25 protein-coding genes are annotated in these 26,635 nt (G+C 72.6%); 16 read left to right on the top strand and 9 right to left on the bottom strand.

Going from position 1 to position 26,635, the window contains the following annotated elements; all coding sequences use genetic code 11:
- Positions 1–201: 201 nt before the first annotated feature.
- From ACLQ25_RS27785 to ACLQ25_RS27775, 3 genes are all read right to left on the bottom strand, one after another.
- A complete protein-coding gene (locus tag ACLQ25_RS27785) occupies positions 202–1,443 on the bottom strand; it encodes a hypothetical protein (RefSeq protein WP_425733720.1) in 1,242 nt (413 codons plus the stop codon).
- Between the two features lie 66 nt (positions 1,444–1,509).
- On the bottom strand, positions 1,510–3,063 hold the full coding sequence (locus tag ACLQ25_RS27780) for an FAD-dependent oxidoreductase (protein WP_425733719.1): 1,554 nt from the start codon (positions 3,061–3,063) through the stop codon (positions 1,510–1,512).
- Positions 3,064–3,092: 29 nt separating this feature from the next.
- On the bottom strand, positions 3,093–3,575 hold the full coding sequence (locus ACLQ25_RS27775) for an MSMEG_6728 family protein (protein WP_425733718.1): 483 nt from the start codon (positions 3,573–3,575) through the stop codon (positions 3,093–3,095).
- A gap of 94 nt (positions 3,576–3,669) precedes the next feature.
- On the opposite strand from ACLQ25_RS27775, the gene ACLQ25_RS27770 reads away from it, so the two are divergent.
- From ACLQ25_RS27770 to ACLQ25_RS27755, 4 genes are read left to right on the top strand one after another with little or no spacing between them, the layout of a single operon-like run.
- Positions 3,670–5,736 (top strand): potassium channel family protein, encoded by a 2,067-nt coding sequence (locus ACLQ25_RS27770; RefSeq protein ID WP_425733717.1) that lies wholly within the window; start codon positions 3,670–3,672, stop codon positions 5,734–5,736.
- Positions 5,737–5,766: 30 nt separating this feature from the next.
- Positions 5,767–8,616, top strand: coding sequence for a BTAD domain-containing putative transcriptional regulator (locus tag ACLQ25_RS27765; protein WP_425733716.1), 2,850 nt, complete (start codon positions 5,767–5,769; stop codon positions 8,614–8,616).
- Positions 8,617–8,646: 30 nt separating this feature from the next.
- Positions 8,647–9,636 (top strand): ATP-binding cassette domain-containing protein, encoded by a 990-nt coding sequence (locus tag ACLQ25_RS27760; protein ID WP_425733715.1) that lies wholly within the window; start codon positions 8,647–8,649, stop codon positions 9,634–9,636.
- Positions 9,637–9,662: 26 nt separating this feature from the next.
- Entirely contained in the window at positions 9,663–10,418 is a 756-nt protein-coding gene (locus ACLQ25_RS27755; protein ID WP_425733714.1) for an ABC transporter permease, read from the top strand.
- Here ACLQ25_RS27755 and ACLQ25_RS27750 read toward each other — a convergent pair.
- Both ACLQ25_RS27750 and ACLQ25_RS27745 read right to left on the bottom strand, forming a co-directional pair.
- Positions 10,397–11,662, bottom strand: a complete 1,266-nt coding sequence (locus ACLQ25_RS27750) for an APC family permease (protein ID WP_425733713.1) — start codon at positions 11,660–11,662, stop codon at positions 10,397–10,399. The genes ACLQ25_RS27755 and ACLQ25_RS27750 overlap by 22 nt on opposite strands.
- An 11-nt stretch (positions 11,663–11,673) precedes the next feature.
- Positions 11,674–12,420 carry a phosphatase PAP2 family protein gene (locus tag ACLQ25_RS27745; RefSeq protein ID WP_425733712.1) on the bottom strand — a complete coding sequence of 249 codons (747 nt, stop codon included), beginning with the start codon at positions 12,418–12,420 and terminating at the stop codon, positions 11,674–11,676.
- A gap of 100 nt (positions 12,421–12,520) precedes the next feature.
- On the opposite strand from ACLQ25_RS27745, the gene ACLQ25_RS27740 reads away from it, so the two are divergent.
- Complete coding sequence (locus ACLQ25_RS27740; RefSeq protein WP_425733711.1) at positions 12,521–13,732, top strand: DUF4032 domain-containing protein; 1,212 nt, start codon at positions 12,521–12,523, stop codon at positions 13,730–13,732.
- A 245-nt stretch (positions 13,733–13,977) separates the two neighbouring features.
- Here the strand turns inward: ACLQ25_RS27740 and nagA are convergent, their stop codons facing one another.
- From nagA to ACLQ25_RS27725, 3 genes are read right to left on the bottom strand one after another with little or no spacing between them, the layout of a single operon-like run.
- Positions 13,978–15,087 (bottom strand): N-acetylglucosamine-6-phosphate deacetylase, encoded by a 1,110-nt coding sequence (nagA, locus tag ACLQ25_RS27735; RefSeq protein WP_425733710.1) that lies wholly within the window; start codon positions 15,085–15,087, stop codon positions 13,978–13,980.
- Between the two features lie 15 nt (positions 15,088–15,102).
- Positions 15,103–16,056 carry an ROK family protein gene (locus ACLQ25_RS27730; protein WP_425733709.1) on the bottom strand — a complete coding sequence of 318 codons (954 nt, stop codon included), beginning with the start codon at positions 16,054–16,056 and terminating at the stop codon, positions 15,103–15,105.
- Complete coding sequence (locus ACLQ25_RS27725) at positions 16,053–16,478, bottom strand: hypothetical protein (RefSeq protein WP_425733708.1); 426 nt, start codon at positions 16,476–16,478, stop codon at positions 16,053–16,055. Before ACLQ25_RS27725 ends, ACLQ25_RS27730 begins: the two co-directional genes overlap by 4 nt.
- 202 nt (positions 16,479–16,680) lie before the next feature.
- On the opposite strand from ACLQ25_RS27725, the gene ACLQ25_RS27720 reads away from it, so the two are divergent.
- From ACLQ25_RS27720 to ACLQ25_RS27670, 11 genes are all read left to right on the top strand, one after another.
- Positions 16,681–17,466 carry a DeoR/GlpR family DNA-binding transcription regulator gene (locus ACLQ25_RS27720; protein WP_053654382.1) on the top strand — a complete coding sequence of 262 codons (786 nt, stop codon included), beginning with the start codon at positions 16,681–16,683 and terminating at the stop codon, positions 17,464–17,466.
- A gap of 120 nt (positions 17,467–17,586) precedes the next feature.
- Complete coding sequence (locus ACLQ25_RS27715) at positions 17,587–18,597, top strand: ATP-binding cassette domain-containing protein (protein WP_425733707.1); 1,011 nt, start codon at positions 17,587–17,589, stop codon at positions 18,595–18,597.
- Positions 18,594–19,610 carry an ABC transporter permease subunit gene (locus tag ACLQ25_RS27710; protein WP_425733706.1) on the top strand — a complete coding sequence of 339 codons (1,017 nt, stop codon included), beginning with the start codon at positions 18,594–18,596 and terminating at the stop codon, positions 19,608–19,610. The genes ACLQ25_RS27715 and ACLQ25_RS27710 overlap by 4 nt, the downstream gene beginning before the upstream one ends.
- 111 nt (positions 19,611–19,721) lie before the next feature.
- Positions 19,722–20,126 carry a DUF3263 domain-containing protein gene (locus tag ACLQ25_RS27705; protein ID WP_425733705.1) on the top strand — a complete coding sequence of 135 codons (405 nt, stop codon included), beginning with the start codon at positions 19,722–19,724 and terminating at the stop codon, positions 20,124–20,126.
- 188 nt (positions 20,127–20,314) lie between these two features.
- A complete protein-coding gene (locus tag ACLQ25_RS27700) occupies positions 20,315–20,962 on the top strand; it encodes a hypothetical protein (RefSeq protein WP_425733704.1) in 648 nt (215 codons plus the stop codon).
- On the top strand, positions 20,959–21,354 hold the full coding sequence (locus ACLQ25_RS27695; RefSeq protein WP_425733703.1) for a phage holin family protein: 396 nt from the start codon (positions 20,959–20,961) through the stop codon (positions 21,352–21,354). The genes ACLQ25_RS27700 and ACLQ25_RS27695 overlap by 4 nt, the downstream gene beginning before the upstream one ends.
- 24 nt (positions 21,355–21,378) lie before the next feature.
- A complete protein-coding gene (locus tag ACLQ25_RS27690) occupies positions 21,379–21,975 on the top strand; it encodes a DUF3618 domain-containing protein (RefSeq protein WP_425733702.1) in 597 nt (198 codons plus the stop codon).
- A gap of 64 nt (positions 21,976–22,039) precedes the next feature.
- On the top strand, positions 22,040–22,825 hold the full coding sequence (locus tag ACLQ25_RS27685; protein WP_425733701.1) for a hypothetical protein: 786 nt from the start codon (positions 22,040–22,042) through the stop codon (positions 22,823–22,825).
- A 126-nt stretch (positions 22,826–22,951) separates the two neighbouring features.
- Entirely contained in the window at positions 22,952–23,461 is a 510-nt protein-coding gene (locus ACLQ25_RS27680) for a GNAT family N-acetyltransferase (protein WP_425733700.1), read from the top strand.
- A gap of 277 nt (positions 23,462–23,738) precedes the next feature.
- Complete coding sequence (locus ACLQ25_RS27675) at positions 23,739–24,212, top strand: hypothetical protein (RefSeq protein WP_425733699.1); 474 nt, start codon at positions 23,739–23,741, stop codon at positions 24,210–24,212.
- A gap of 2 nt (positions 24,213–24,214) precedes the next feature.
- Positions 24,215–25,402: an SRPBCC family protein gene (locus ACLQ25_RS27670; RefSeq protein ID WP_425733729.1), complete on the top strand. Its 1,188-nt coding sequence runs from the start codon at positions 24,215–24,217 to the stop codon at positions 25,400–25,402.
- Positions 25,403–25,527: 125 nt separating this feature from the next.
- On the opposite strand, the gene ACLQ25_RS27665 is transcribed toward ACLQ25_RS27670, so the two are convergent.
- Complete coding sequence (locus ACLQ25_RS27665; RefSeq protein WP_425733698.1) at positions 25,528–26,469, bottom strand: superoxide dismutase; 942 nt, start codon at positions 26,467–26,469, stop codon at positions 25,528–25,530.
- Positions 26,470–26,635 lie beyond the last annotated feature (166 nt).

Here is a 26,635-nt window from a genome sequence, read left to right as displayed (position 1 = left end):
CGCCCGGTCCGGCGTACCGGACGGGCGGCTCGGCGCGTACGGGTACGCGTCAGTCGGGCCGGCCCGCCCGGGGGTGTTCCGCCGGCCAACCATGGCCGGCGAGCAGCAGACAACCGCCGCAGGACAGCAGTGACGACAGCACGGTGGTGGCGTGCGACCTCGTCATGACCTGCTCCCGCTGTGGTGGTTGACCTTGCGCGATCACGGTAGGTCCGCACGGGAGCGGGGAGCAACGTATTTCGATCGGCTGCCCGGCTCCTCGGGAGCGCGCTGACGCCGGGTGCGGGAAGTGCTCCCCGCCGTGCGGCGGGCGTTGGTCAGCGGCTTGTCCAGTCGCAGTGCCATCCGCGCGGTGAGTTCGCTGTCCAGCAGCGGCCGGTTGACCTCGCCGGCGACCGCCAGCGCGGGTCCCGAGACGGAGCGCCAGATGGCGGCCAGCCCGGCGCCCAGACCGAGCAGGGCCACGGCGGCCCGCGTGGTCGGCGAACCGGCCGCCGCTGCCGCGCTCACGCCGACCAGCGCGAAGAGCACCGCCAGCAGCGGCACCAGCACCGGCCAGAAGATGCCCCGGGCGGCTTGGGCGACCAGCCGACGATCCCGGATGATCAGGTTCCGGGCGACCACCGCGTAGTCCTCCTCGTCGAGCAGGTCACGCGGGTGCAGGCCACCGGTGAGCACGCCGCGCCACAGGTCGCCCTGGTTGCGCAGTTCGCGGCTCAGCTCGGCGGGCCCCGGTTCGGTCGGGTCACCCCGGCCGGCCCGTTCCACGGCCACCGCCCAGGCGGCCAGCGAGCGGCGCACCACGGCGGCCGAGTACGGCGGGAGCACGCTGGCCAACTCGTCCAACCACCGGCTGATCTGGATCTGCCGGCCGTCGAAGCGGCGCAGGAGTTGGGCGGCGTCGCCGGGCCGGACCGTGTCGGCCAGGGACCGGCCCAGCCGGTAGGCCAGTCCGACCCGGAGGTTGGTGGCCATCGCCCAGCGCAGCACGTCCACGTTGAGGTCGTCGAGGGCGAGCAGCAGCGGTTCGGTGTCGACCAGGTCGGGAACGCGGTCCAGGTCGGGAACGCGGTCCGGGTCGGGTAGGCGGTCCAGGTCGGGCAGTCGTGTGCGGGCGGCGGACGTGTCGGGCAGCGACCCGGTGTGCCGGGTGAGCGCCGAGATCTGGGCCAGCGCGACGTCGACGCCGTCGAGGTACATCCGCATCCGGCGGGGGAGTGACATCTCGGTCAGGTTGGAGAGCTTGGCCGGTGGGTGGACCGGCGTGGTCGGTCCCGGTTCGGCGTGTTGCCCGTGGTGGTAGGCGTCCGCCATCCACCAGCCCAGCCGCAGGGCGGTGACGACGCAGGCGCGCTCGTCACGGATGAGTGGGTACGCGTCGTCGCGGACGGCCTCCTCGGCCGGCCGTCCGTCCGCTGCGCCGGCGCGGTGCAGTGGTGACATCGCCGCTGCCCTCCCGCCCGGTCGATCGACGGATGATCAACCGAGCGTACGGCAGCGTACCGCCGGTTATGTCGCTTTTGATCGGTTTTGGGCTCCTCGCCCGGCCAGCAGCCCACGCGGGCGGACCGAGCGCACCGGCTCGGTCGCGGCGCCCTGTGCCCGCAGGATGTGGTTCGCCGCGATGATCCCGGTGGCCGCCGAGCGTTCCATCAGCGCGCTCGGGAAGTCCGTCGCGATCCCGTCGCCCGCCAGGTAGACACCGGCGGCCTCGGTGCGGACCCCCGGACGCCAGGCGTGACTGCCCGGCGTGAACGCCGGGGCCTGCGCCTCCACCCGGGCGCGCAGTTCCCGGACCCGCAGGTCAGCCGCCTCCGGCCAGAGCGTCACCAGCTCGCGGCGCATCCGCTCGGCCAACTCCTCGGCCGGCACGCCGGGCTCACAGGCGTACGCGTGCAACTCGACGACCGAACCGCCGGTGCGGTGCGCCCAGCGCCGCGACTCGTTCTCCAGCCGGTGGTACAGCGTCACCGAGTCCAGAGTGGGCTGCCGGGACACCCCGCTGAACACCGCCCGGTCGGCGGCGACGTCGCCGTCGCACCAGTACCGCGCCACCGCGTACGGCGGGCCGGGCCGGCCGAAGCGGGGCATCCGTGCCGCCAACTCCGGTGCCCGCGCGACCAGGTCGGGGGAGGCCGCCACCAGCGCGGCGAGCGCGGGCGGATCGACGGCCAGCACCACGTGCGCCGCCCGGTGGTCGCCGCCGTCGGTGGTCGTCACCCGCCAGCCGTCGCCGTCCCGGTGCACCCCCGTCGCGCCGGAGCGGGTGAGCACCCGACCGCCGTGCTTCTCCACGTGCCGGGTCAGCGGCTGCCAGATCGCCGTCGCATAGTCCTCGTCCGGGCAGTCGAAGGCCAGCCCTTCCGGATTACCCAGCAGGTAGAAGTGGAACTGGGCGACCATCTCGGCCGCCGACATCTCCGCCTCGTGGTTGAAGAACGAGTGGGAGAAGACCTCGAACAGCATCGCCCGCGCCCGGTCCGGCAACCGCAGCGACGCCAGCAACTCGTCGGCCGTGGTGTCGTCCAGGTCGGCGTAAGTGCGGACCGGATCGTAGGTGAGCAGCGGCAACGCCGCGTCCCGGTCCATCGACCGCAGGTCCGAAAGGCGCAGGCTGGGACTGCGCAGCAGCAGCGCGAGCAGGTTCGCCGGAGGCGCGGGGGGCAGCTTGCCGAACTCCTCGGTCGGCCACTGTGCGCTCAGGATCGGATAGCCCGGGATCGGTTTGAGAAAGCCCAGGCCGGGCTCGACGCGCCGGAGGATCGACCGCCAGTTGTAGTACTGCCGGAAGAACGCGTGGAAGCCGTGCTCGTTCTGCTGCTCCCCGTCGGGCAGGGCCTCCGGCCAGGCGCCCAGCCGTCCACCGATGGTCGGCGCCGCCTCCAGCACGGTCACGTCCACGCCGCGTTCGGCGAGCACCACGGCCGCCGACATACCGGCGATGCCCGCCCCGACCACGACCGCCGCGACCGGTCGCGGCACGCGGGCGGCGCCACCGCCGCCGGGGTCCACCTCATGCTGGCGTACGCCGATGAGCCGACCCACCACACGCGACAGCGCCACGGGCACCTCCCTCGTCTGCCGCCAGTCTGCTACGGCAGGCAGCGCCGCGCCCGGTCGGACGCGGGCCAGACGTACTCCAGGTCGTCGGGCGTGTCGGTGCCGAAGATCGGGGCGTAGTGCGTCGGGTCCTTGCGCAGCAGGGAGGAGCGGTGGCTCAGGTGCAGGTCGTCACGGCCGAGCCAGGGTGGCAGGTCACCGGCACGGGCCAGCTCGTCCTGGGTCCGTACGACACCTGCCCCGCAGGCGGCGGCGAGGTCGACGGTCAGCGTGGTGGCGCAGGTGTCCGCCCGGCCCGGCTCGGTCCAGACGGCGCACATGTCCAGCCCGTACCGGGTCAGCGCCTCCTCGTACCCGGCCCACATCTTCACGGCCGGGTGGTTGCGCCACCCGTACCCCGGCCAGGTGAGCCCGCGCAACACCTGGATGGCCTCCACCCGCTGCTTGCCCAGCCGCTTCTGGTCCAGCGCGCGGGCGCTGGCCAGAAAGTCCGGGTACGGGAGGAAGGTCTGCATGGCAGGTGCTCTACCCACGGCCCGGGTCGGCATGCCTGCCCGGGACGATCCGGGTGGGGTCGCCCAGGGTGATCGTGCTGGTTACGATCCGGGCATGGCGGAGCCGTGGCGGGACCGGGCGCGACGGGCGGTCGAGTGGAACTGGCGGCTCCGCTCCGCCGGCGACCCGCGCCCGCACTACGTGATCTGTGGCCGGGACGCCCTGGCCTACTACGTGGCCCGCGCGCTGCTCGAATCCGACCTTCCCGTGGGCGGGGCACGGGTGACCGTCGTGGTGCCGGAGCGCTACCGCAGCACCGGTCCGGACGTGGCGAGCCTGCGCGGTGTCCGCGTGATTCGCTCGGAACGCCTGGACGTGGCGACCTTCGAGGCCGCCGGTCTGGCCGGGGCGACCGGGTTGGCCCTGCTGCACCAGGACGACGTGGGCAACCTGCACGCCGCGCTCTGTGCGCAGGCCGTCGACCAGCGCGTCCGGCAGGTGCTGCGAATGTTCAACGGCACCCTCGCCGACGGCGTCCGCAAGCTGATCAGGGCGCCCGTCGAGGTGCTCTCCGACGCCGAGATGGCGGCACCGGCGTTCGTGGCCGCCGCGCTCGGCGAGGTCGACCCCAGTTCCTTCCAACACCGGGACAAGACGTTGCGGGTGGCGCGGCGTGCCGACGTCCGGACGCAGGACGTGGTGTGCGCGCTGGCCCGCCCCGACGGGCGGCAGGGGATGGAGTTGCTGCCGGCCGAGCAGGCCGGCGCGGACCTGGTGCTCGCCGAGGCGACCGGTCAGCCGCCGGGCACCGAGGTCGCCGCGCGGCGGCTGGTCCGGGCCCGGCGTCGACGCCGTCCGGTCGCGGTGCTGATGCGGGCCGTACGCGGCTTCGCCACCCGCAAGATCGGCATCGCGGTGATGCTGGTGCTCGCCGTGATCGCGGTGCTGGGCGCGCTGATCTCCCGCACCGAGGGCGTCTCGCCGTTGGAGGCGCTGTACCTGACGCTGGTCACCACGCTCAGCGGCGCCGATCCGGACACCGGCAAGGCCGCCGACGCGCAGATCATGCAGGTGGTGCTCAACCTGGCCGGGCTCGCGCTGATCCCGTTGATCACTGCCGTGGTGGTGGACGGCATCGTCAACGCCCGTCTCGCCCTGCACACCGGTCTGCTCCAACCGGCCCGCGCGGGGCACGTCGTGGTGATCGGCCTCGGCAACGTCGGCACGCGGGTGATGGCCCAACTGCGCGAGTACGACGTCGAGGTCGTGGCGATCGACAAGGACCCGGCGCCACGTGGCGCGGCCCTGGCCCGCCAGTTGGAGGTGCCACTGGTCGTCGGCGACGCCGCGCTGCCCGAGACTTTGGCCGCCGCGTCGGTGGCGGACTGTCAGGCGCTGGTGGTGGCGTCCACCGACGACGTCGCCAACCTGGAGGCGGCGCTTGCCGCCCGCGACCTCCGCGACGACCTGCGGGTGGTGCTGCGGCTCTTCGACGGTGACTTCGCCGAGCGGGTGGAGGAGACCTTCGCGCTCGGGGTGTCCCGATCGGTCTCCTACCTGGCCGCCCCGGCCTTCATCGGCGCGCTCACCGAACGCGCGGTCATCACCACCATTCCGGTCGACCGGCACGCGCTGCCGGTCGCCGAGGTGCCGGTCGCCGCCGGCTCCGAGCTGGACGGTCGGCCGCTGGAGACCGTCAACCGGGACGGGCAGGTCCGGCTGATCGCCCGGACCGCGGCCGGCGCGGCGAAGACGATCTGGTGGAAGGACCTCGACCCCCGTCAGGTGATCTTCGCGGGTGACCGGCTGACGGTGGTTGCCCGCCGACGCGGGTTGGACTGGCTGACGCGCCAGTGCGCTCCGCCCCTCCCCGGCGGGACGCTGACGCCGCCCGGTCAGATCGGATCGGTGCCCCGACCCGTGCCCGCGTCACCAGGTGCCACCCGATCCGCGGGGTCGCTGCCCACCCCTTCCGAGCACGCCTCGCCGGCCGGGCCGAGCGATCAGGCGGTAGCGGCCTCCGCCCCGGGCGCGGCCTACCCGGTGTCACCGTCCCGCCCGCCCACCCTCGGGGCCGTGCCGCCGGCCCAGGATGGGGGCGTTGACACGTGGCCCGGCCAACCGGCTGAAGGCGCTCGCATCCCGGACGAACCCGACTCCCGCGCGACGCGACCAGGCTGATCGTCCAGCCTCTGAGTGACAATCCATGGCATGCGTTTCCGCGTCCTGGGGCCGACCCAGGTGCTGCTGGCCGACGGGCGCGAGATTCCCGTGGGCGGCCCTCGCCTGCGCGCGCTGCTGGCGCTCCTTCTGCTCGACGCGGGACACGTCGTCTCCGCCGACCGGCTGATCGACGGCCTGTACGGCGAACACCCACCCCGAGGTGCCGCCAACGCGCTCCAGTCCCAGGTGTCGCGGCTACGTCAGGTTCTGCCCGCCGAGCAGAACCCGGTCGAGTTCCACCCGGCCGGCTACCGCCTCGCCGTGGATCGCGAGGATGTCGACGCGTACCAATTCGAGCGACTGGCCGAGGCCGGGCGGCGCGCGCTCGCCGGCGGTGACTGGGCCCGAGCGGCGGCCGGGTTGCGTGCGGCGCTGGAGCTGTGGCGTGGCCCCGCCCTGGCCGATGTGCCGGGCGCACCCGCGCCGGCGGCCCGCCTGGACGAGCTGCGGCTGGCCGCGATCGAAGACCGGGTCGACGCGGACCTGGCGTTGGGTGCGTCGGCCGCGCTGGTCGCGGAGCTGCGGGAGTTCGTCGTCGCGCATCCGCTGCGGGAGCGGTCACGGGGGCTGCTCATGCGTGCCCTGGCCGCACTGGGCCGGTCGGCGGAGGCGCTGACCGAGTTCGAGGACGCCCGGAGCACGTTGGCCGAGCAACTCGGCGCTGACCCGTCGGCGGAGCTGGCCGCGATCCACCTCGCGGTGCTGCGGGGTGCGGAGAGCGGGTGGACCCAACGGGCGCTGCCGAGCCAGCTCACCACGTTCGTCGGGCGGGACGAGGAACTCACCCGCGTCGGCGCTCTGCTCGGTGAGCGCAGGTTGGTCACCCTCATCGGTCCCGGGGGAGCGGGCAAGACCCGGTTGGCGATCGAGGCAGCCGGCCGCCTGGACGGGGAGGTCCGCTTCGTCGAGCTGGCCGGGTTGACCGACGGTTCGGACGTACCGCAGGCGGTGTTGAGCGCGCTCGGCCTGCGCGACGCGGGCCTGCGCGCCCCGGCCGAGCCGGGTCGGCAACCCACCGACCGGCTGGTCGAGGCGCTCGCCGAGCGCCGGCTGCTCGTGGTCCTCGACAACTGCGAACACGTCGTCGCCGACGCCGCCCGGCTGGCCGCCCGGTTGCTGGGCGCGTGCCCGGGGCTGCGTGTCCTGGCCACGAGCCGCGAGCCGCTCGGGTTGGCCGGCGAGGCGTTGTGCCCGCTGTCCGGGCTCACCCTGCCGCCGGTCGGCACGCAGGAGCCGGACGTTCACGACTACGCCGCCGTCCGTCTCTTCGCCCAACGGGCCGAGGACGTCTCGCCCGACTTCGCCGTCACGCCGGCCAACCTCGGCACGGTGCTGCGGATCTGCCGCACCCTCGACGGTCTGCCGTTGGCGATCGAGCTGGCCGCCGCGCGGCTGCGCGCGTTGCCCGTCACCGAGGTGGCCGCCCGCCTCGACGATCGATTCCGGCTGCTGTCGATGGGCAGCCGGGCCGCGTCGCCGCGACACCGCACCCTCCGGGCCGTGGTGGAGTGGAGTTGGGACCTGCTCGGTGACGCCGAACGCAGACTGGCCCGACGACTGACGGTCTTCGCCGGCGGTACGACGCTGGAAGCCGCCGAGCGGGTCTGCGACCTGCCGGGCGTGGACTTCGTGGAGGCGCTGACAGGCCTGGTCGACAAGTCCTTCGTGGAGATGACCGGTGGTCGATACCGGATGTTGGAGACGGTCCGTGCCTTCTGCGCCGAGCGTCTCGCCGAAGCGGGTGAGGCCGACGACCTGCGTCGTGCGCACACCGCGTACTTCCTGGAGTTCGCCTGGACCGCCAGCGAGCATCTGCGGCGCTCGGAGCAGCTGCACTGGTTGCGACGGCTCGACGCCGAACGGGACAACCTGCACGCCGCGCTGCGCCGGGCCACCGTGGCCGGTGACGCGGCCGACGCGGCCGGCATGGTCGCGGCGCTGTCGTTCTACTGGTGGCTGCGGGGCATGCGTGGGGAAGGGGCCCGGCTGGCCGCGGACGTCCTCGGACTACTCGGCACCGATGCACCGCCGGGGCTGCGCGAGGAGTACGCGCTCTGCGTCTACAACGCCTCGCTCAGCGGATCCGGGCCGCTGGACTCGCTGGGTACGCAGCGGTCCGTCATCCGCAGTCTCGACCGGCCGCCGCGCCAACCGTTTCTGCTGTATCTGTCGGGAATCTCGGCAGGACCGCCGTCCGGTGGATCCGAGCACGTGAAAGAGCTGATGCGGGAGCTGCGGCGGCTGGTCGGCGCGGACGTGTGGATCAACGCGCTGGGCGCGATGGGGAGCGGCTCGGCGCAGATGTGGAGTGGGAGGTGGGATCAGGCCGGGACGGAACTGGAGGTCGCGCTCGACGGTTTCCGGCAGGCCGGGGACCGCTGGGGATCCATGATCACTCTGGGCGCGCTCGGCGAACTCGCGGCCCGGCGCGACGATCCGGAGGCGGCGGGCACCCACATGGACCAGGCCATGCGGCTGGCCGAGGAACTCGAATCAGTCGTCGACCAGGCCGACATGCTGCGTACCCGGGGCGAGATCAGGCTGCGTGCCGGTGACCTCGTCGGGGCGCGCGACGACTTCGCCGCCGCCCTGCTCCTCGCGCAGCGCAGCGGCGCACCGGAGTTCGTCTCCGCCGCCCGGCTCGGCCTCGCCCAGGTGGCACGACTGAACGGTGATCTGGCCGAGGCGCGACGACTCTGCGAAGCGGCGTTGACCGGCGGCCTCACCGGCTGGTACGTCGGCGAAGCCACCCGGGCGGAGATCATCTTCGTGCTGGAACAGATCATCGAGACGGAGAAGGTCGGGCCTGGTGCGCCGCCGTCAGTGGACCGTGCGTGATCCGTCAGCGGACCGCCGCACCGTGGGGGCATGACGACATTCGAAGTGGTCGCCGAAGGGCTGGGCAAGCGGTACGGCCCGACCCAGGCGCTGGACTCGTTCGACCTGGCCATCCCGACCGGCACCGTGTACGGGCTGCTCGGCCCCAACGGCGCGGGCAAGACGACGGCGGTACGGATCCTTGCCACGCTGCTGCGTTTCGACGCTGGCCGGGCCAGCGTGGCCGGGTACGACGTGCTGCGCCAGCCGGACGAGGTGCGCGCCCGGATCGGGCTGACCGGGCAGTACGCGGCGGTCGACGAGACCCTCAGCGGTCGGCAGAACCTGGAGTTGTTCGGACGGCTGTTCCGCCTCGGCCGCCGGGCGGCCCGTCAACGCGCCGACGAGCTGCTGGAACGGTTCGGGCTGCAGGACGCGGCGGGTCGCTCCGCCGGTGAGTACTCGGGCGGGATGCGCCGACGGCTGGACCTCGCCGCCAGTCTGATCCGTACCCCGCGGGTGCTCTTCCTCGACGAACCCACGACCGGCCTGGATCCGCGCAGCCGCAACCAGGTGTGGGACCTGGTTCGCACCCTGGTCGCGGACGGGACCACCGTGCTGCTCACCACGCAGTACCTGGAGGAGGCCGATCAGCTCGCCGACCGCGTCTCGGTGATCGACGCCGGGCGGGTGGTGGCCGAGGGCTCGCCGGACGGGCTGAAGGCGATGACCGGCGGTGACCGCGTCGAGGTGGTGGTCCGCGACGTCGGCGCCCTGGCCCGGGCCGCCCGCGCCATCGCGTCGGTCTGCGGCGCTGAACCCGAGGTCGACCCGGAGGTCCGGCGGCTCAGCGTCCCGGTGGCCGACCGGGTCGCCGGGCTGGTCGACGTGGTGCGCGCGTTGGACGACGCCGGAATCGCGGTCGAGGACATCGGTCTGCGGCGCGCGACGCTGGACGAGGCGTTCCTGTACCTGACCGGGCACCGGACCGACGAGGCCCGCGAGCCCGTCGGGGTGGGACGAGAGGCGGACCGGGCATGACGGCAGCGGTGGTCGACGGTTGGACGATGACCAGGCGGAACATGATCCACGTGGTCCGCGCGCCGGAGGAGCTGATCCTCTACTTCTCGCTGCCGATCATGTTCGTGCTGGTCTTCGGGTACGTGTTCGGCAGCGGTATGCAGGTGGCCGGCGGTGGCAACTATCGCGAGTTCCTGCTGCCCGGTGTCTTCGTGATGACGATGCTGTACGGCCTGGGTGCCACCGCGACCGGCGTGGCAATGGACCTCAGTCGAGGTGTCGTCGACCGGTTCCGGTCGATGCCGATGGCCCGGTCCGCCCTGATGACCGGTCGTAGCGCGGCCGACCTGCTCCGCGCGCTGCTGGAGATGTCCACCCTGCTGATCTGTGGCCTGCTCGTCGGGTGGCAGTGGCGACAGGGCGTCGGCAAGGCCCTGCTCGCCGTCGGGCTCCTGCTGCTGCTCCGCGTCGCGATCACCTGGGCCGGGATCTATCTGGCGCTGCTGGTCCGTAATCCGGACACGGTCGGCGTGATCGTCTTTCCGGCCGCGTTCCCGCTCAGCGCCATCTCCAACGTCTTCGTGTCGCCCGAGCTGATGCCGCCGGTCATCGGGACGATCTCGGAGTGGAACCCGTTGTCGGCCACCGTCGCGGCGACGCGTGAGCTGTTCGGCAATCCGGGACTGGGTGGCGACTCCTGGCCGGCGGAGCATGCCCTGCTGTTGGCGGTGCTGTGGCCGGTGCTCCTGATCGCGACCTTCGCCCCGCTGGCGGTGCGTCGTTACCGGCGGTTGAGCCGCTGACCGGGCCGCCGGTGGCCCGCCCGTAGCGCGTACCAGGCGATGCCGACGGCGAGCACGCCGAACCCGGCGACGACACTTCCGAGCGGCAGGTTGACCGCGAGCAGCAGGCAGCCGACCAGCCCCAGGGCGGCGAGCACCCGGACCGGCGACCGCCGGTCCGGGTCCCGGCCCAACGTGAGCGCCGCCGCGTTGGTGATCGCGTAGTAGACCAGCACCGTGCAGCTGGAGAAGCCGATCGCCTGCCGTACGTCGCCGAGCAGCACCACCACGATCACCACGGCGGCCACCGCCACCTCGGCGCGGTGCGGTACCCGGCGCACGGGGTGCACGGCGGCCAGCGCGCCGGGCAGGTCGTGGCGGCGGGCCATCGCGAGCGTGGTCCGGCCCACCCCGGCGACCAGGGACAACAGCACCCCGACGACGGCGATGGTCGCCCCGGCGCGGACCACCCAGGCCAGGCCGGGCAGCCCGGCGGCGGTCACCACGTCGACCAGGGGCGCTGCGGACGCGGCCAGCCGGTCGGCGCCGAGCACGCCGAGCGTGATCATGGCCAGGACCAGGTAGATCGCCAGCACCGCCCCGAGCGCCAGCGGCACCGCCCGGGGGATGGTCCGCTCCGGGTCGCGCACCTCCTCGCCGAGCGTGGCGATCCGCGCGTACCCGGCGAAGGCGAAGAACAGCAGCCCGGCGGCGGTGAGCACACCTCGCGCGGAGCCGCCGGTATCGGTCAGCCGGTCCAGGTGCACCGGCCCGCCCACCAGACCGACGGCCGCGACGAGGGTCAGCACGGCGAGCACCAGCGCGACCAGCGCCTTCGTGGCGGTGGCCGTCCTACCGATGCCGCGCAGGTTCACGGCGGTCACCGCGAGGACCGCGCCGACGGCGACCAGCCGGGCCTGCCCCGGCCACAGGTACGCCCCGATGGTCAGCGCCATCGCCGCGCAGCTCGCCGTCTTGCCAACCACGAACCCCCAGCCCGCCACGAATCCCGCCAGCGGGCCGAGGCGTTCCCGGCCGTAGACGTAGGTGCCGCCGGACTCCGGGTAACGGGCCGCCAGCCGCGCGGAGCTGGTCGCGTTGCAGAAGGCGACGAAACCGGCGAGTACCAGCGCGGGCAGCAGGCCGGCGCCGCCGGCCGCCGCCGCGGCCGGGGCGAAGACCACGAAGACACCCGCGCCGAGCATCGAGCCCAAGCCGATGACAACCGCATCGGGTACGCCCAGCCGCCGCGCCAGTCGATCCACGAGCCGAAATCCTAGGTGTACGACGTGAACGGGCGGTCCCACTCACGTAACCGGCCGGGGAGCGGCAGATCGTCCCACGGCACCCGGTGCAGCAGCCGGTCCAGGAAGAGGCCGAGCAGCAGTGCCGCGACGCCGTCGGTGAGCCAGTGGAAGTTCAGGTATGTCGTGGTGACCAGCAGGATCGCCGGCGGTGCGAAACGGATCAGGCGGTACACGCTCGGGTGCAGTCGCCCGACCGTCAGCGCGGTCAGCAGCACGGCGATCACCCCATACCAGACGATCGCGTTGGCGACGTGCCCCGACGGATAGGAGAGGTCGTACTCGGTGGGCGGCAGGTCGTTGAAGATCCGGACCGAGTGAGCCGGCGGCAGGTCCGAGCTGGGCGCTGCCCGATCGGTCAGGATCTTGAGCGGGCCGACCGTCAGGTACAGCAGCACGAACGCCGCCGCCAGCAGCAGCAGTGGCCGAACCGTGCGGGAGCGCCACGCGACCGCCAGCCCGAGCGCCCCGGCGATCGGCATCAGCAGCCAGCCGCCCTGGCCGAGGAAGTTCAACACCCGCGCCGTCCAGTAGATCGGCGCCGGGTGATGGGCGTATGCCCATTCGCGGACCGCGAGGTCCAGCCCGAGCAGCGCCCCGTTCGCCAGCGCCAGGGTCACCGCCCCGAAACCGGCCAGCAGGAGGGCGTCGAACCACCAGCCGGCCGGGCGGACGGGCCGAAGCCGCAGGTCACGTCGTACACCCGTGGGTTTGAGCACGCGACCACGCTACCGGCCCGGCGCGAGACCGGGATGTGCGGCGCTGTGGGCCCAACCACGATGTGCGGCGGAGGCGGGGGTTACCCGTCATGCTTGTCCCGTGCGGATCACGTCTGCCCTCGTCGACCCGGCGCTGCTCGACCTGCCCTGGTCGACTCCGCTGGAAGAGTGGCCTGCCCAACATCTGGTGGCCCTGCCGCAGGGCATCTCCCGACACATTGTCCGGTTCGTCCGGTTGGGCGACTACGTGTACGCCTTCAAGGAGACCCGCGAGCGGATCGCCGAGCGGGAGTACGACCTGCTGCGGGCGTTGGAGCGGATCGACTTTCCCTCGGTTGAGGCGGTGGCGGTCGTCGCCGACCGGCAGGCCGACGACGGGGAGCCCCTCGAATCGGTGCTGATCACCCGGCACCTCCAGTTCTCGCTGCCGTACCGGGCGCTCTTCTCGCACACCCTGCGGCCGGAGACGATGAGCCGGCTGCTCGACGCGCTCGCGGCGCTGATCGTGCGGATGCACCTGACCGGCTTCTTCTGGGGAGACTGCTCGCTGTCGAACACGCTGTTCCGCCGGGACGCGGGGGCCTTCGCCGCCTACCTGGTCGACGCGGAGACGGGTGCGCTGCACAATTCGCTCTCCAACGGGCAGCGCAGCGAGGACCTGGAGATCGCCCGGGTGAACATCTTCGGGGAGGCGTTGGACCTGCAGGCCGCCGGCCTGCTGCACGAGTCCATCGACCCGGAGGTGGTCTGCGAGGAGGTTGTGCAGCGCTACGAGCGGCTGTGGCACGAGATCACCTACGAGCAGGCGATCGAGCGGCAGGCGCGGCACGACATCGAGGGACGGATCCGTCGCCTCAACGACCTGGGATTCGACGTGGCCGAGGTGGCCATGTCGAGCGCCGCGGACGGGCGTTACCTGGTCCGGCCGAAGGTCGTCGACGCCGGCTACCACACCCGGCGGCTGCTGCGGCTGACCGGTCTCGACGCCGAGGAGAACCAGGCCCGCAAGCTGCTCAACGACCTGGACGCCTACCGCGCGGAGAGCGATCTGACCGACGAGCAGCAGGCGGCGCACCGCTGGCTCACCGAGGTCTTCGAGCCGGTGGTCCGGGCCGTGCCCGCCCACCTACGGCGCAAGCTGGAGCCGCAGGAGCTGTTCGCGCAGATCATCGAGCACAAGTGGCTGCTCTCCGAGCAGGCCGGCCGGGACGTGGGGATGCGCCACGCGGTCCAGTCGTACCTGTCCGACGTGCTGGTGCACCGCCCCGACGAACAGGCCATCCTCGGCGTCGACGTCCCCGCCCTCGGCTGACGGGCCGTCGACGCGCGCGTGTGCCGGGACGGCGACGGCCGGTCCGCTCCCTCGTTCCCGCTGCGGTACTGGTGCTCGCCACCTTTGGAGCTGATGTCGTAAGCGAATCGGCTCGTCGTGGCCGACCCCGTCGACCGCGTCGCGTCGGGTCCTCGGCTGTCGGCCGATGTCGTGAACGACTCAGCTCCAAAGGCTCCGAATGTCAGTAGGTGGGTCGGGGCGGCGCGGGAGCCCAGCGGGTTGCGTCACTCCACCCAGGAACCGCCGCGCAGCACCCGTACCACGTTGAGGTCGTCGTCGAGCACGACCAGGTCGGAGCGGAGACCAACCTGAAGGGCGCCGACGCGGTCGCCCAGGCCGATCGCGCGGGCCGGGGTGGTCGCCGCCATCCGGGCCGCGTCGGCCATCGGGATGCCGGCGTGCACGGCGTGCCGCAGCGCCGCGTCCATGGTCAGCGTGCTGCCGGCGATCGCGCCGTCGCGGGCGAGCCGGGCCACCCCGCCGGCCACGGTCACCGCCTGCCCGCCCAGCTCGTACTCGCCGTCGGCCATCCCGGCGGCGGCCATCGCGTCGGTGATCAGCGCGGCCCGGTCGGGGCCGGCGGTCGTGGTGGTGAAGGCCAGCATGCCGTCGTGCAGGTGCACGCCGTCGGCGACCAGTTCACAGACCACGGTGGACGCGTCGAGCAGGGCCACCACCGGGCCCGGTTCGCGGTGGTGCACCGGACGCATGCCGTTGAACAGGTGCGTACCCACGCTCGCCCCGGCGGCGATCGCGGCCCGGGTCTGCTCGTAGGTGGCGTCGGTGTGACCCACGGCGGCCACCACGCGCTGCGCGGTGAGCAGCTTGATCGCCTCCAGCGCGCCGTCGCGCTCCGGGGCGAGGGTGACCATCCGGACCGCGCCGTGGCCCAGCTCGATCAGCTCGGACAGCTCGTCCGTGGAAGGGTCCCGGAGGTACTCGGGGTTCTGCGCGCCGCAGCGGGCGGTGGAGAGGTATGGGCCCTCGAAGTGGACCCCCGCCAGCACACCCTCGTCGACCAGCGGCGCGAACGCCTCGGCGGCCGAGCGCATCATCGCGAAGGGCGCGCTGACCAGGCTGGCCAGCAGCGTGGTGGTGCCGTGTCCCAGGTGGAAGGCGGCCGCCGCTCGGGCCTGGTCGGCGTCCCCGGTGGTGAAGGTGTGCCCGCCGCCGCCGTGCGTGTGCATGTCGACGAAGCCCGGCAGGATCCAGTGCCCGTCGCGAACCGACGGATACTCGGCCACCGCGGTGATCCGTTCACCGTCCCACTCGACGCAGCCCTGCCGGATGACACCGGTCGGGGTCACCACTCGGCCGTTCACCCGTTCGGTCATCGTTCCTCCTGTTGGTCAAGCGCGGTCGGCGGTCAGGGTGTCCAGCGCGAGCAGGGCGGCTCCCAGGCGGCCGGCCTCGTCGCCGAGGGCGGCCGCGACGAGCTGCGGCTCACGGTGGAAGGTCATCCGCTCGTGCAGCGCCGCCCGGAGGGGGACGAGCAGCAGGTCGCCCGCCTGGGCGAGACCGCCGCCGAGCACGATCGTCGTCACGTCGAACAGTGCCTGCCCGGTGGCCAGGCCGTCGGCGAGCGCCTCGACGGCCGAACGCCAGACCTCGGCGGCGAGCGGTTCGCCGGCCAACGCCCGTTCGGCCACGGCGGCAGCCGTCACCGAGGCGTCGGGCCGGCCGTCGGCCAGCTCCGCGTAGCGCCGGCCGATCGCGGACGCCGACGCGACCGCCTCCAGGCAGCCGGGCCGCCCGCATCCGCACCGGGGGCCGCCGGGTCGGACCATGATGTGGCCGATCTCGCCGGCCGCGCCGTGCGCGCCGACGGCGGCCAGGCCGCCGACGACGTGCGCGGCGGCGATGCCGGTGCCGATCGCCACGAAGAGCACGTGGTCGGCGCCACGTCCGGCCCCGAGCCGGGCCTCGGCGAGACCACCGACGCGCACGTCGTGGCCGAGCGCGGTGGGCAGCCCGAGCCGTCGCACCGCCAGGTCCCGCAGCGGTACGTCCCGGAAGCCCACGTTCGCCGACCACACCGCCACCCCGCGCGCCTCGTCCACCACCCCGGGGACCGCGATGCCGATGGCGACCGGAGTGAGACTGTCGGCGCGGGCCTTGGCGGCCAGCCCTTCGGCGACACCGAGGATGGTGTCGACCACGGCGGCCGGCCCGCGCGCGGCGTCGGTGGGGTGTCGTTCGGTGCGTACCGCCACGCCGTCCGGACGGACCAGGGCGCACTTCATGCCGGTGCCGCCTACGTCCAACGCCACGACCACCCGGTCGTCGCGCCCGGCACCGCTCACGCCAGTACCACTGACCGGGACAGGTGTCGCGGCGCGTCCGGGTCGAGGCCACGGCTGGTCGCCAGGGCGACCGCGAACCGCTGCGCCAGGATCAGGTCGGCCATCGGGTCGACCGGGGTAGGACCGGCCGACCAGCTCCCGAGCACCGTGCGCCAACCGTGCGTGCGGCTGTGCACGAAGGCGGCGCCGGGGTCGATCGGCAGCGGGGAACGCACCGCCACCTCGGCGCGCTCGTCGGCGAAGGCCATGGTCACCGCGGCGGCGGCCAGGTACGCCATGGCCATGAACCACGACGTTCCGCAACCGACGACGGCGATCCGCTCGCCGGGGCGCGGAAGGTCGTCACGTACGGCGTCGGACAGCGACGCGGCCTCCCGCCAACAGTCGGGTTGGCTCGCGATCTCCGCGTCCACGTACGCCATGAGTAACTCCTCGCAGGGCCGACCTGTCTGCGCAATACGGCTCGTAAGGGCCGTATTTCGCGCGTTATTCTGCGCGAACCGGGGTGGTCGTGGCAACTGGCCGGCCGAGCGCGCAGGCCAGCCTTTTGCGCCAGCCTAGTTTCGCGCACTAGTGTGCACGCAATCAATCACCGAGCGTGCAGTTACTGGGAGGGCCCCCGAGGTGGACCGGTACGCCAGATGGAACGCCCTGCTGGAGATGTTGACCGACAACGGTCGGGTCAGCGTCGAGGCGGCCGCCGAGCGGCTGGACGTCTCCCAGGCGACCATCCGGCGTGACTTCGACCAGCTCGCCCAGCAGCAGATGATCACCAGAACCCGGGGTGGCGCGGTCGCCAACGGTGTCTCGTACGACCTGCCGCTGCGCTACAAGACGGCCAAGCACTCGGCCGAGAAACAGCGGATCGGCGCCGCCGCCGCGGCGCTCGTCACGCCCGGAACCGTGGTCGGCCTCAACGGCGGCACCACCAGCACGGAGGTTGCCCGGGCGCTGGCCGTCCGGCCGGACCTCAACACCAGTGCCGAGGGCGCCCAGCTCACCGTGGTGACCAACGCGCTGAACATCGCCAACGAGCTTCTCGTGCGGTCCCGGATGAAGGTGGTCGTGGCCGGCGGGGTGGTGCGTCCGAAGTCGTTTGAGCTGGTCGGCCCGCTCGGCGGCGCGTTGCTGCGGGAGGTCACCCTGGACGTCGCCCTGCTCGGCGTGGACGCGATCGATCCGCAGCTCGGCGCCGCCGCCCACCACGAGGGAGAGGCGGCCATGAACAACCTGATGGTCGCTCGCGCCAAGCGGGTCGTGATCATCGCGGACTCGTCCAAGCTTGGCGGTCACGCCTTCGCCCGGATCTGCCCGGTCGAGCGGGTCGAGACGCTGGTGACCGACTCCGGGGCCGCGCCCGAGGTGGTGGACGCCTTCCGGGCGGCCGGCGTGCAGGTCGTCTGCGCCTGAACGGTCACGCTCCGTCGATGAAATGCATCGACCGGCGTGTCACTGCATACCGGGTATTGCGCACCGCTGCATACCGCGTATGGTGTCGGCTGTCACGCCCACTATCGGGGGAGGTGCAGCTTGCCAGCTGTCCTGGAGATCGAAGGTCTACGTAAGACGTACAAGAGTCGTCGACGCGGCACCCGCAACGCGCTCGACGGCTTCGACATGCAGGTCGAAGCGGGGCAGGTGCATGGCTTCCTGGGTCCCAACGGGTCCGGCAAGACCACCACGCTGCGTACGCTTCTCGGCCTGATCCGGCCCAACGGCGGACGGATGACGCTGCTCGGGCACGAGGTGCCCGCCGCGCTGCCCACCGTCTCCGGTCAGGTCGGCGCGATCGTCGAGAGCCCGCAGTTCTTCCCGCACTTCAGCGCACGGGACACGCTGTCCCTGCTGGCCGGGGCGGGCGAGGTGCCCGCCACACGGGTCGACGAGGTCCTGGAGCTCGTCGGGCTGCGCGACCGGTCCGGCGAGCGGGTCAAGACGTACTCGCTGGGCATGAAGCAGCGGCTCGCCGTCGCGTCCGCCCTGCTGAAGAACCCGACGCTGCTGATCCTCGACGAGCCGGCCAACGGCCTCGACCCGGGCGGCATCCGGGAGATGCGCACGCTGATGCGCAACCTCGCCGAGTCCGGGATGACGGTGCTGCTGTCCAGCCACATCCTGGGCGAGATCCAGCTCATCTGCGACTCCGTCACCATCATCTCGCTCGGCCGACGGGTCGCCTTCGGCCCGGTCGACGAGGTGCTCGCCCAGCACTCGTCCAGCGCGGTCCGGGTACGCCTGGAGGCGGTCACTGACCTGCCGACGGCCACCGAGGCCCTCACCCGGGCCGGCATCCGGGTCACCGGGCATCCGGATCACCTCATGCTGACCGGCGTCGACAAGCCGGCATCGGTGACCCGGCTGCTCGCCGAGCAGAACCTGTACGTCAGCGAGTTGGCCCCGATCGCGGTCGACCTGGAGAGTGTCTTCCTCGAACTGACCGCCACCGCGCCGGTCCCCGGCCAGCACCGGCAGGTCGACGAGTCCATGAAGGTCGGTGGGACGGGTCAGCCCGGCGCCGCCGGAGGAGGGTGGGGCGCGTGAGCCTCTATCGGACGGAGCTGCGCCGGCTGGTCAAGCGGCGCTTCACCCGCTACATGACGCTGCTCGGCCTGCTGGTGCTGGCCGCCGTGGTGGTCGGCGTGTTCTTCACCAACCAGAAGATCGACGCCGGTCAGCTTGCCAAGGCCGAACGGCAGGCCGACCAGCAGTACCAGGAGCAGGTCCGCTGGAGCGAGCAGGAGCGGGTCAACTGCGAGCAGGCCAAGAAGGCCGGCACCTCGAGCGACGGCCGCTACCCCGACGACTGTTCGGTGATCACGCCGCCGCCGCGCGAGGAGATCAAGGCGGAGTGGTTCCTGCCGTCGACGTTCAACTTCCGCAAGACGTTCGACGAGACACTGGTCCCGTTCGCGGCGATCCTCGCCCTGGTCGGGTTCGTGATCGGGGCGTCCTTCATCGGAGCCGAGTGGAGCACCGGCGGCATGATGAACCTGCTGCTCTGGCGGCCGAAGCGGCTCACCGTACTGTTCACCAAGCTGGCCGCGCTGCTCACCGGCATCCTGGCGGTGACGCTGCCCGCCGCGGTGCTGTGGTTCGCCGGCTTCTGGGCCGTCGCCAGCTTCCGGGGCAGCACCGAGAAGATGACCTCGGGCGCCTGGCAGTCGTTCGCCCTGACCGGGCTGCGCGGCGTGGCGCTGGTGCTGGTGATCACCACCATCGGCTTCGCGCTGGCCTCGCTGGGCCGGCACACCGCGATGGCCCTCGGCGGCGTCGTGGCGCTGATGGTTGTCGGCCAGTTCGGCCTCGGCATCCTGCTGTCGATGGCGAGCGTCAAGTTCGCCGAGGCGTGGCTGCTGCCCACGTACGCGCTGGCCTGGATGACGAAGACCGTCACCCTGGAGAACTGGCAGTCCTGTAACGCGACCTACTTCGGCGAGTGCAAGCCGGAGACGATGGACATCACCTGGCAGCAGTCCTCCGCCATCTTCTCGGTCGGGCTCGTGGTGGTCCTCGGCGCGGCGATCTGGGCGATGCGTCGCCGCGACATCTCCTGATCGACACGTCAACGGCCCGACGCGGCCGGCTTCGACCGTCGGTGTTCCGACGGGCGGGGCCGGCCGCGCCGGCTGCTGCGACCACGGCCCGCCCTGACTAGGCTGAACGGCATGCCCGCCGACGCCACCCCGGCCGCCCCCGAGCCGTCCACCGACGCTCGTCCGGCCGAGTCGGCCGGCGGTGTCGCGCCCAGTGTGCCGACCCCGCGACCGGCACCGCCCGTCGAGAGCACCGACGACGGCGAGTTGGACGACACGGCGGAGCCGACCACTGCCTCTCCCGCGGCGGGCCTGACCACCCGCGAAAGGGCCATCCTCGCCTTCGAGCAGCAGTGGTGGCGGCATGCCGGCGCCAAGGAACAGGCCGTGCGGGACACCTTCGGCGTCTCCTCGACCCGCTACTACCAACTGCTCAACGGCCTCCTGGACAATCCGGCGGCGCTCGCCGCCGATCCCGTGCTGATCGGCCGGCTCCGCCGGCTGCGCTCGTCGCGCGCCCGCAACCGCCGCCGCTGACCGTTCTGTCTGGTCCGACCACTGCTGACGCTGCCGTCCGCTTCGCCTCCGGCGCAGGCCGTTGCCCGCCTTCCGACGGTGTCTCCCGGTCGTCCCGCCCGCCGGCTCGCATGTCGGCCGGGCCCACGGGTAGGCGACAGCAGTTCCGGGGTCGCCAGGCGACCGAGCACCCAGGAGGGGAGCGGAGCATGACGGCAACGAATCAGAGCAGCAGTGCGCAGCAGGCTCGCCAGGAAGCGTCCCGCGTCGGCCACCAGGCCACGCAGGCCGGCGGGCAGGTGGCCCACGCTGCCGCCGAGCAGGGCGGGCAGGTGGCCGCCGAGGCACGTCGGCAGGCCCGCCAGTTGACCGGCCAGGCCGGTGGACAACTTCGGGAACAGGCGCAGACGCAGCAGCGACGTGCCGCCGACGGGCTGCGCGACATCGGCCGCGAACTAGGGTCGATGGCCGAGCGCGACGGTGATTCCGGGCTGGCCGGTCAGGCGGTACGCCGCGTGGCCGACGCCGCCCAACACGCCGCCGGGTGGCTCGACGAGCGCGAACCCGGCGAGGTGCTCGACGACGTGCGTACGTACGCGCGGCGTCACCCGGGCACCTTCCTGGCGGGCGCGGCGGTGGCCGGACTTCTCGTCGGGCGGCTCACCCGTGGCCTGACCGGCTCGGCCTCCGGCAACGGCAACGGCGCTGGCGGAGGCGGCGGCGGCGGCATGCCGAGCACCCCAGCGAGCGCACCTGACCAGGACGGTCAGCAGCCGTACGTGGGGGCGGCGCGGGCGCAGAACGTCTCGCCCGCGGGTCGTCCGCAGCCGGACGTGCCCGGCGGGGTGGCGCCGTGAGTGCCCCGGAGAAGGAGCGCACCCAGGCATCGGTCGGCGACCTGCTGGGCGACGTGACCCGGGACCTCTCGACCCTGGTGCGCAAGGAGGTCGAGCTGGCCAAGGCTGAGCTGCGCGAGGAGGTCAGCCAGGCGGGCAAGGCCGGCGGCATGTTCGGCGGTGCGGGGCTGGCCGGGTTCCTGGCCGTGCTCTTCGTGTCGTACGCCGCCTGGTGGGGGCTGTCCAACGTGATGGACCAGGGCTGGGCGGCGTTGATCGTGGCGGTCGTCTGGGCCGCTGTCGCCGGTGGCCTGTTCCTCAACGCGCGGACCCAGCTGAAGCGGGCACGCGAGGTGCTGCCCCGAACGAAGCAGACCGCCCGGGAGTTGCCGGACGCCCTGCGGGGCCGGTGACCGAGTCGGTAGGGAGAGCGGACGATGAGTGATCCGGATCGGATCCGGTGGGAGATCGAGACCACCCGCAACGAGTTGAGCAGTGACGTCGACGCCCTGGCCGACAAGGTCAACCCGCGTCGGATCGCCGGTGACAGCGTCGGCCAGGCGCGCGGCGCGCTCACCCGAGCGAAGGAGAAGATGATGGGCAGCTCCAATCACCTGGGGCAGGATGCCAGCCAGCGGATGTCGCACGCCGCAGGCTCCGTACGCGACGAGACCCGTTCGCTCGGGCAGCAGTCGCGCGCGCAGGCGCAGGGCAATCCACTGGCCGCCGGACTGGTCGCCTTCGGCGCCGGCCTGCTGGCCGCCTCGCTGATTCCGCCGAGCGGGCGCGAACGTCAGCTCGCCGGCCGCGCGAGGGACATGGTGAGCGAGCACTCGGGCGAGCTGCGCCAGCAGGCGAGCCAGGTCGGGCACCAGGTCCAGGACAACCTGCGGGAGCCCGCGCAGCAGGCGGCCCAGTCGGTGCGCTCCAGCGCCCAGCAGGGGATGTCCGCCGTACGCGACCAGGGCCGCTCGGCCACCGGTCAGGTGCAGGGGCAGGCGCATGCGGCCGCCGACCAGCTACGGCAGCGCTGATATGCCGGGGCCGGCGTCGATGATGCGGGTACGTTCCGCGTCCGCGCCGGCCCCTGGTCGGCCCGTGAACGAGGACGTGGTCTTCCACTTCGGTCCGCTGGTCGGTGTCCTGGACGGCGCCACCGTCCCGGACGGCTTCGACACGGGCTGCGTCCACGGCCCGGAGTGGTACGTCCGACACCTGGCCGCCCGGCTCGCGGTGGCGGAGGCGGCCCGCCCGGCGGCCCGCCTGACCAGTAACCTGGCCGCGGCCATTCTCGCCGTCCGCGCCGACCACGGCGGGCAGTGCGACCTCGACCACCCCGGCACCCCGTCCAGCACCGTCTGCCTGCTGCGCGACTGCGGTGACCAGGTCGACTACCTGGTGCTCTGCGACAGTCCGCTGGTGCTCGATGTGGACGGCCAGGTCAGTGTGGTGACCGACGACCGGCTGGGCAACGCGATGGCCGAGCTGCGGCAGACCCTCGCCACCGTGCCGGCGGGCGCGTCGGACCCGGTCGCGCGCTTCCGGCACGCGGTGGGCGTCCAGCGGGAGCGGATGAACCGTACGCACGGGTACTGGGTCGCGGCGGCCGACCCGGACGCGGCGTTTCACGCGGTGACCGGGACGGCGCCCCGGCGAGGTTCGGCGGCCCTGCGCCGGGCGGCGTTGCTCAGTGACGGCGCGTCCAGCGCGGTCGAGCAGTTCGGGCTGACCGACTGGGTCGGACTGCTCGACCTGCTGAGCGCGGAAGGTCCCGCCGCTCTGCTCGGCCGGGTGCGGGACGCCGAGCGCGATCACCCCGATCGGCTCCGCCGGCACAAGTCCACCGACGACGCCTCGGTGGTGTTCTGCGAGTTCGGGCCATAGGCCAAATGACGACGGAGCGTGAGGAGAAACACGCGAACCGCCCGACCGGCCGGTACCCGTGGCCGGACCGCCATCCGCTGCCCAATGGGGTGGACTTCGGCCGATGGGGCCGGCAGACTGCGGCACGTGGCGAGTGCGGTCCGGCTGGAGCCGGTGGACGAGCGGAATCTGGAGCCGTTGCTCTCCGTAGCGGCCGCCGAGGCCGAGCCGGGTGAGGTGATGCCTCCGGTGGAGGCTCCCGCCGGCTGGTCGCTCGCCCGCCGGGAGGCCTTTCGCGAGTTCCACCGGGCGAGCTTCGCCGGCCTGGACGGCCCGACCGGCTCCCAGATGTACGCGATCCTCGTCGGCGGCGAGGTGGTGGGCATGATCCGGATGACGCGCTGTGATGAACCGGGCACGGTGGAGACCGGCATGTGGCTCGGTCTCTCGGCGCGGGGCCAGGGCATCGGCGCGGCCGCCCTACGTGAGTTGCTCAACGTCGCCGCCCGCGCGGGAATGCGTGCCGTCGTCGCGGAGACAACGCCGGACAATGCCGGCGCGCTCGCCATCCTCGAGAAATGCGGTGCGAAACTGCGCTCAGATGGTGGAAAGGTGCACGCCGAAATCTGCCTGGATTCGACGCCCCCGGCTCTCTGACGGTCGTTTCCGTCTTTCGCGCGTCTGGCGATCGCACTGCTCAGAACCGCCCTCCTGTACCGTCTGCACCGTCTGGCAACCCTCCTCCGAATACCCGCTGACCAGGGCAGACGGAATTTCTATCGACGGTTTCGCAGCAATTACGTCGGGTACTGCCCGCCGGGTCGGCAAATGCGGGACTTCTGATCGAGGGCGTGGTGCGCGCTATTCCCCGGTAGCCCTCCTCCGCCCTGAGCGGGCAGACGTCCCGGACCCACCGGGGAGCGAGGGAGACCTGATGAAGACCGGAACACGAATTGGGCTGGCGGTGGGCTTCGGCTACCTGCTGGGCCGTCGTCGCAAACTGCGTACGGCGCTGACCCTGGCGGCCGCCGTGGCAGCCGGCCGGGCGAGCCGCGACCCGGGCGGTCTGCTGAAGCGGGGTGGCAACCTGCTCCAGTCGTCCCCACAGTTGAGAAACCTCAGCCGACTCGGAGGGCCGCTGGTCAACGCCGGCCGTTCCGCCGCGACCGCCGCCGCCGGCAGCGGTGTCGACGCGCTCACCGGCCGGCTGCGCGGTTCCGCCGCCGCGCTGCGCCGCCGCGCGGGAAACCCCGGCGGCGACCAGGGCGGCAACGGCGACCAGGGCGGTAACGGCGACCAGGGCGGCGACCGCGACCAGGGCGGCGACCGCGACCGGGGCGGCGACCGCGATCGAGCGACGGCGAGCGGTCGGGACGACGCGTCGGCCGGGCAACGGCGGGGGCGGTGACCATGGCGGGAAACACCAACCCGGGCGGCCTCGGCGACAAGATCCGCGGCCAGTTGGCTGACGAGGTGCGCAACCTGGCCGGTGCGATCGGCGACCGCGCGATGAGCGTGGTGACGGAGCGGATCACCGGCGCGACCGGCCGCCTGAGCGACTACGCGCGCCAGGGCGGTGGACCCGGCCTGATCGCCGCCGCCACCGGAGCCCAGAAGCTGGCCGAGGGGGGCTCACCGGTGAAGGCGATGCTGCACGCCGGGGTGGCCGGCGGTAAGGAGAAGATGATGTCGGCTCTCGGCCGTGCGAGCGGTAAGGGCGGTAAGGGCGGCAAGAACAAGGTCACCAACATCGTCGAGACGATCGAGGTCGGTGTCCCGGTGCGGGCCGCGTACAACCAGTGGACGCAGTTCGGCGACTTCCCGAGCTTCATGAAGAAGGTCGAGCAGGCCGACAACGACGAGCCCGAGAAGATGACCTGGAAGGCGCAGGTCTTCTGGTCGCACCGGACCTGGGAGTCGACGATCGTCCGCCAGGTGCCGGACAAGCTCATCCACTGGCGGTCCAAGGGCGAGAAGGGGTCGGTCGACGGCACCGTCAGCTTCCACGAGCTGACCCCGGACCTGACCCGCATCCTGGTGGTCCTCGAATACCACCCGCAGGGCCTCTTCGAGCACACCGGCAACCTGTGGCGGGCCCAGGGTCGGCGCGTACGGCTGGAGTTGAAGCACTTCGTCCGGCACGTGATGACCGAGGTGGCACCCGACCCGGACCAGGTGCAGGGCTGGCGCGGCGAGATTCGCGACTCCCAGGTGGTCAAGGACCACGAGACCGGCCTGCGCGAGGAGCAGGAGCAGCAGGAACGCGGCGGCCGCGCACCGAACGAGCCGGAGGACGAGGAGTACGACGAGGAGCAGCCGCGCCGTCGGCCCGCCGGGCGACTGCGCCAGCGCCCACCACGGCGACCGGCCGAGCCGGAGTACGAGGAGGAGTACGAGGCGTACGAGGACGGCTACGACGAGGGGTACGCGGACGAGGTCGACGAGGAGCCGCCGCCCGCACCCCGCCGCCGTGCTCCTGAGCGGGCCCGTCGCGCACAGCCCCCCGAGGAGCCGCAGCGGCCGCGGCCGCCCGTCCGGCGCGGGTCGGAGCCGGCGCGACGGCCCGTGGTGCGCCGCCTCCGGGGGGAGGACGAGTGACGCTGGTTTCCGGTGGCGACGCCGTCGGCGGCACCCTGAAACAGGTCGGTTCCGGCGGCGGCCCGCTCCTGCCCACGGACTGAAGGTCGGCGGCGACCCCGCCGGGGCCACCGCCGACCGTCCGATCAGGCGGGCAGGCGTACGACGTCGTAGTCGACGGTCGGGCCGGGCTCGACGTCGAACCGGCCGTTGACCACATAGAGCGCCGAGCCGAGCAGGTCGCCGGTGGCCGGCGACCGCAGCGCCGGGCTGGTGATCTCCCGCCGGACCACCCCGGCGGTGCCATCGGCGTTCAGCTCGACGACCGCGACGACGTTGCTCAGGTTCCGGATCACGTAGAGGGTGCGACCGCGCAGCACCAGCCCGTCCGCCCGGTCCACCGAGTAGCCGCCGAGGTCGACGACCTGGCTGGCGCCGGTGCGCGCGTCGACGCGGACCAGCCGACCGGTCAACATCTGGTCGACCAGCAGGTCCCCGTCGGGAAGCGCCACGATCCCGTTGTTGAATGCGTCGGGAGTGGCGGCCGGGCCGGTGAGCGGCAGTACCCGGGCGGCGGTGGCGGCGGGCAGCCGACCACCCGGAAGCAGCGGTACGACGTACAGCACCGGCCGGGCCGAGTCGGTGAAGTAGACGGCGTGCCGGGTGACCACGAGGTCGTTGACGATGCTGCCCGGCTCGTCGGTGAACCGGTAGTTGGCCAGTTGCCCGCCGGTCGCGCCGTCGTAGACGCTCGCCGTGCCGGCCGAGAAGTCGGCGGTCCACAGCCGGCCCTGCGGGTCGAGCTTGAGACCGGCCTTCTGCCGCCCCGGCGCGCCCGCGATGAACACCGAACCGTGTCCGGTACGGAGGTCGCCCCGCCAGACGGCCCCGTTGCCGACCGAGCCCACGTAGACGGTGGTGCCCCGGCCGATCGTCAGCCCTTCGGGGGAGTACCCGTCGGGCAGGGCGATCCGGGACGGGAACGAGGTCCTCGGGTGGGCGTTCCCGGCCGGGCCGACCGTGGCGAGAGTTGCCGCCGCCACCAGGGGGACGACGAGAAGAGAGAGCAGCCTGCGCAAGAGGGTCACCGCCAGTCGTCGAGTGGATTTCTCCACTGAGGAATGTGCCGCCCTGGTAACGCTCCGCGTACCCCAGAAGGTTGGAGCGGCGTACTAGTCCCAACGCCGTTCAGTTAGGCGTTTCGGTAGGCCGTCAAGCGTGTCGTGGAGACGAGGCAGCGGAGCTCCGGTATAG

The organism is Micromonospora sp. DT44 (genome assembly GCF_049841635.1).
GTDB lineage: Bacteria > Actinomycetota > Actinomycetes > Mycobacteriales > Micromonosporaceae > Micromonospora.
The sequence above is the reverse complement of the archived record's forward strand: the minus strand, read 5'-3'. Positions and strand labels throughout refer to the sequence as shown.

Coding starts and splice junctions, on each gene's coding strand:
- ACLQ25_RS27785 (WP_425733720.1), bottom strand. CDS start 1,443: ATGTCACCACTGCACCGCGCCGGCGCAGCGGACGGACGGCCGGCCGAG.
- ACLQ25_RS27775 (WP_425733718.1), bottom strand. CDS start 3,575: ATGCAGACCTTCCTCCCGTACCCGGACTTTCTGGCCAGCGCCCGCGCG.
- ACLQ25_RS27770 (WP_425733717.1), top strand. CDS start 3,670: ATGGCGGAGCCGTGGCGGGACCGGGCGCGACGGGCGGTCGAGTGGAAC.
- ACLQ25_RS27765 (WP_425733716.1), top strand. CDS start 5,767: ATGCGTTTCCGCGTCCTGGGGCCGACCCAGGTGCTGCTGGCCGACGGG.
- ACLQ25_RS27760 (WP_425733715.1), top strand. CDS start 8,647: ATGACGACATTCGAAGTGGTCGCCGAAGGGCTGGGCAAGCGGTACGGC.
- ACLQ25_RS27755 (WP_425733714.1), top strand. CDS start 9,663: ATGACCAGGCGGAACATGATCCACGTGGTCCGCGCGCCGGAGGAGCTG.
- nagA (WP_425733710.1), bottom strand. CDS start 15,087: ATGACCGAACGGGTGAACGGCCGAGTGGTGACCCCGACCGGTGTCATC.
- ACLQ25_RS27725 (WP_425733708.1), bottom strand. CDS start 16,478: ATGGCGTACGTGGACGCGGAGATCGCGAGCCAACCCGACTGTTGGCGG.
- ACLQ25_RS27705 (WP_425733705.1), top strand. CDS start 19,722: ATGCCCGCCGACGCCACCCCGGCCGCCCCCGAGCCGTCCACCGACGCT.
- ACLQ25_RS27700 (WP_425733704.1), top strand. CDS start 20,315: ATGACGGCAACGAATCAGAGCAGCAGTGCGCAGCAGGCTCGCCAGGAA.
- ACLQ25_RS27690 (WP_425733702.1), top strand. CDS start 21,379: ATGAGTGATCCGGATCGGATCCGGTGGGAGATCGAGACCACCCGCAAC.
- ACLQ25_RS27675 (WP_425733699.1), top strand. CDS start 23,739: ATGAAGACCGGAACACGAATTGGGCTGGCGGTGGGCTTCGGCTACCTG.
- ACLQ25_RS27670 (WP_425733729.1), top strand. CDS start 24,215: ATGGCGGGAAACACCAACCCGGGCGGCCTCGGCGACAAGATCCGCGGC.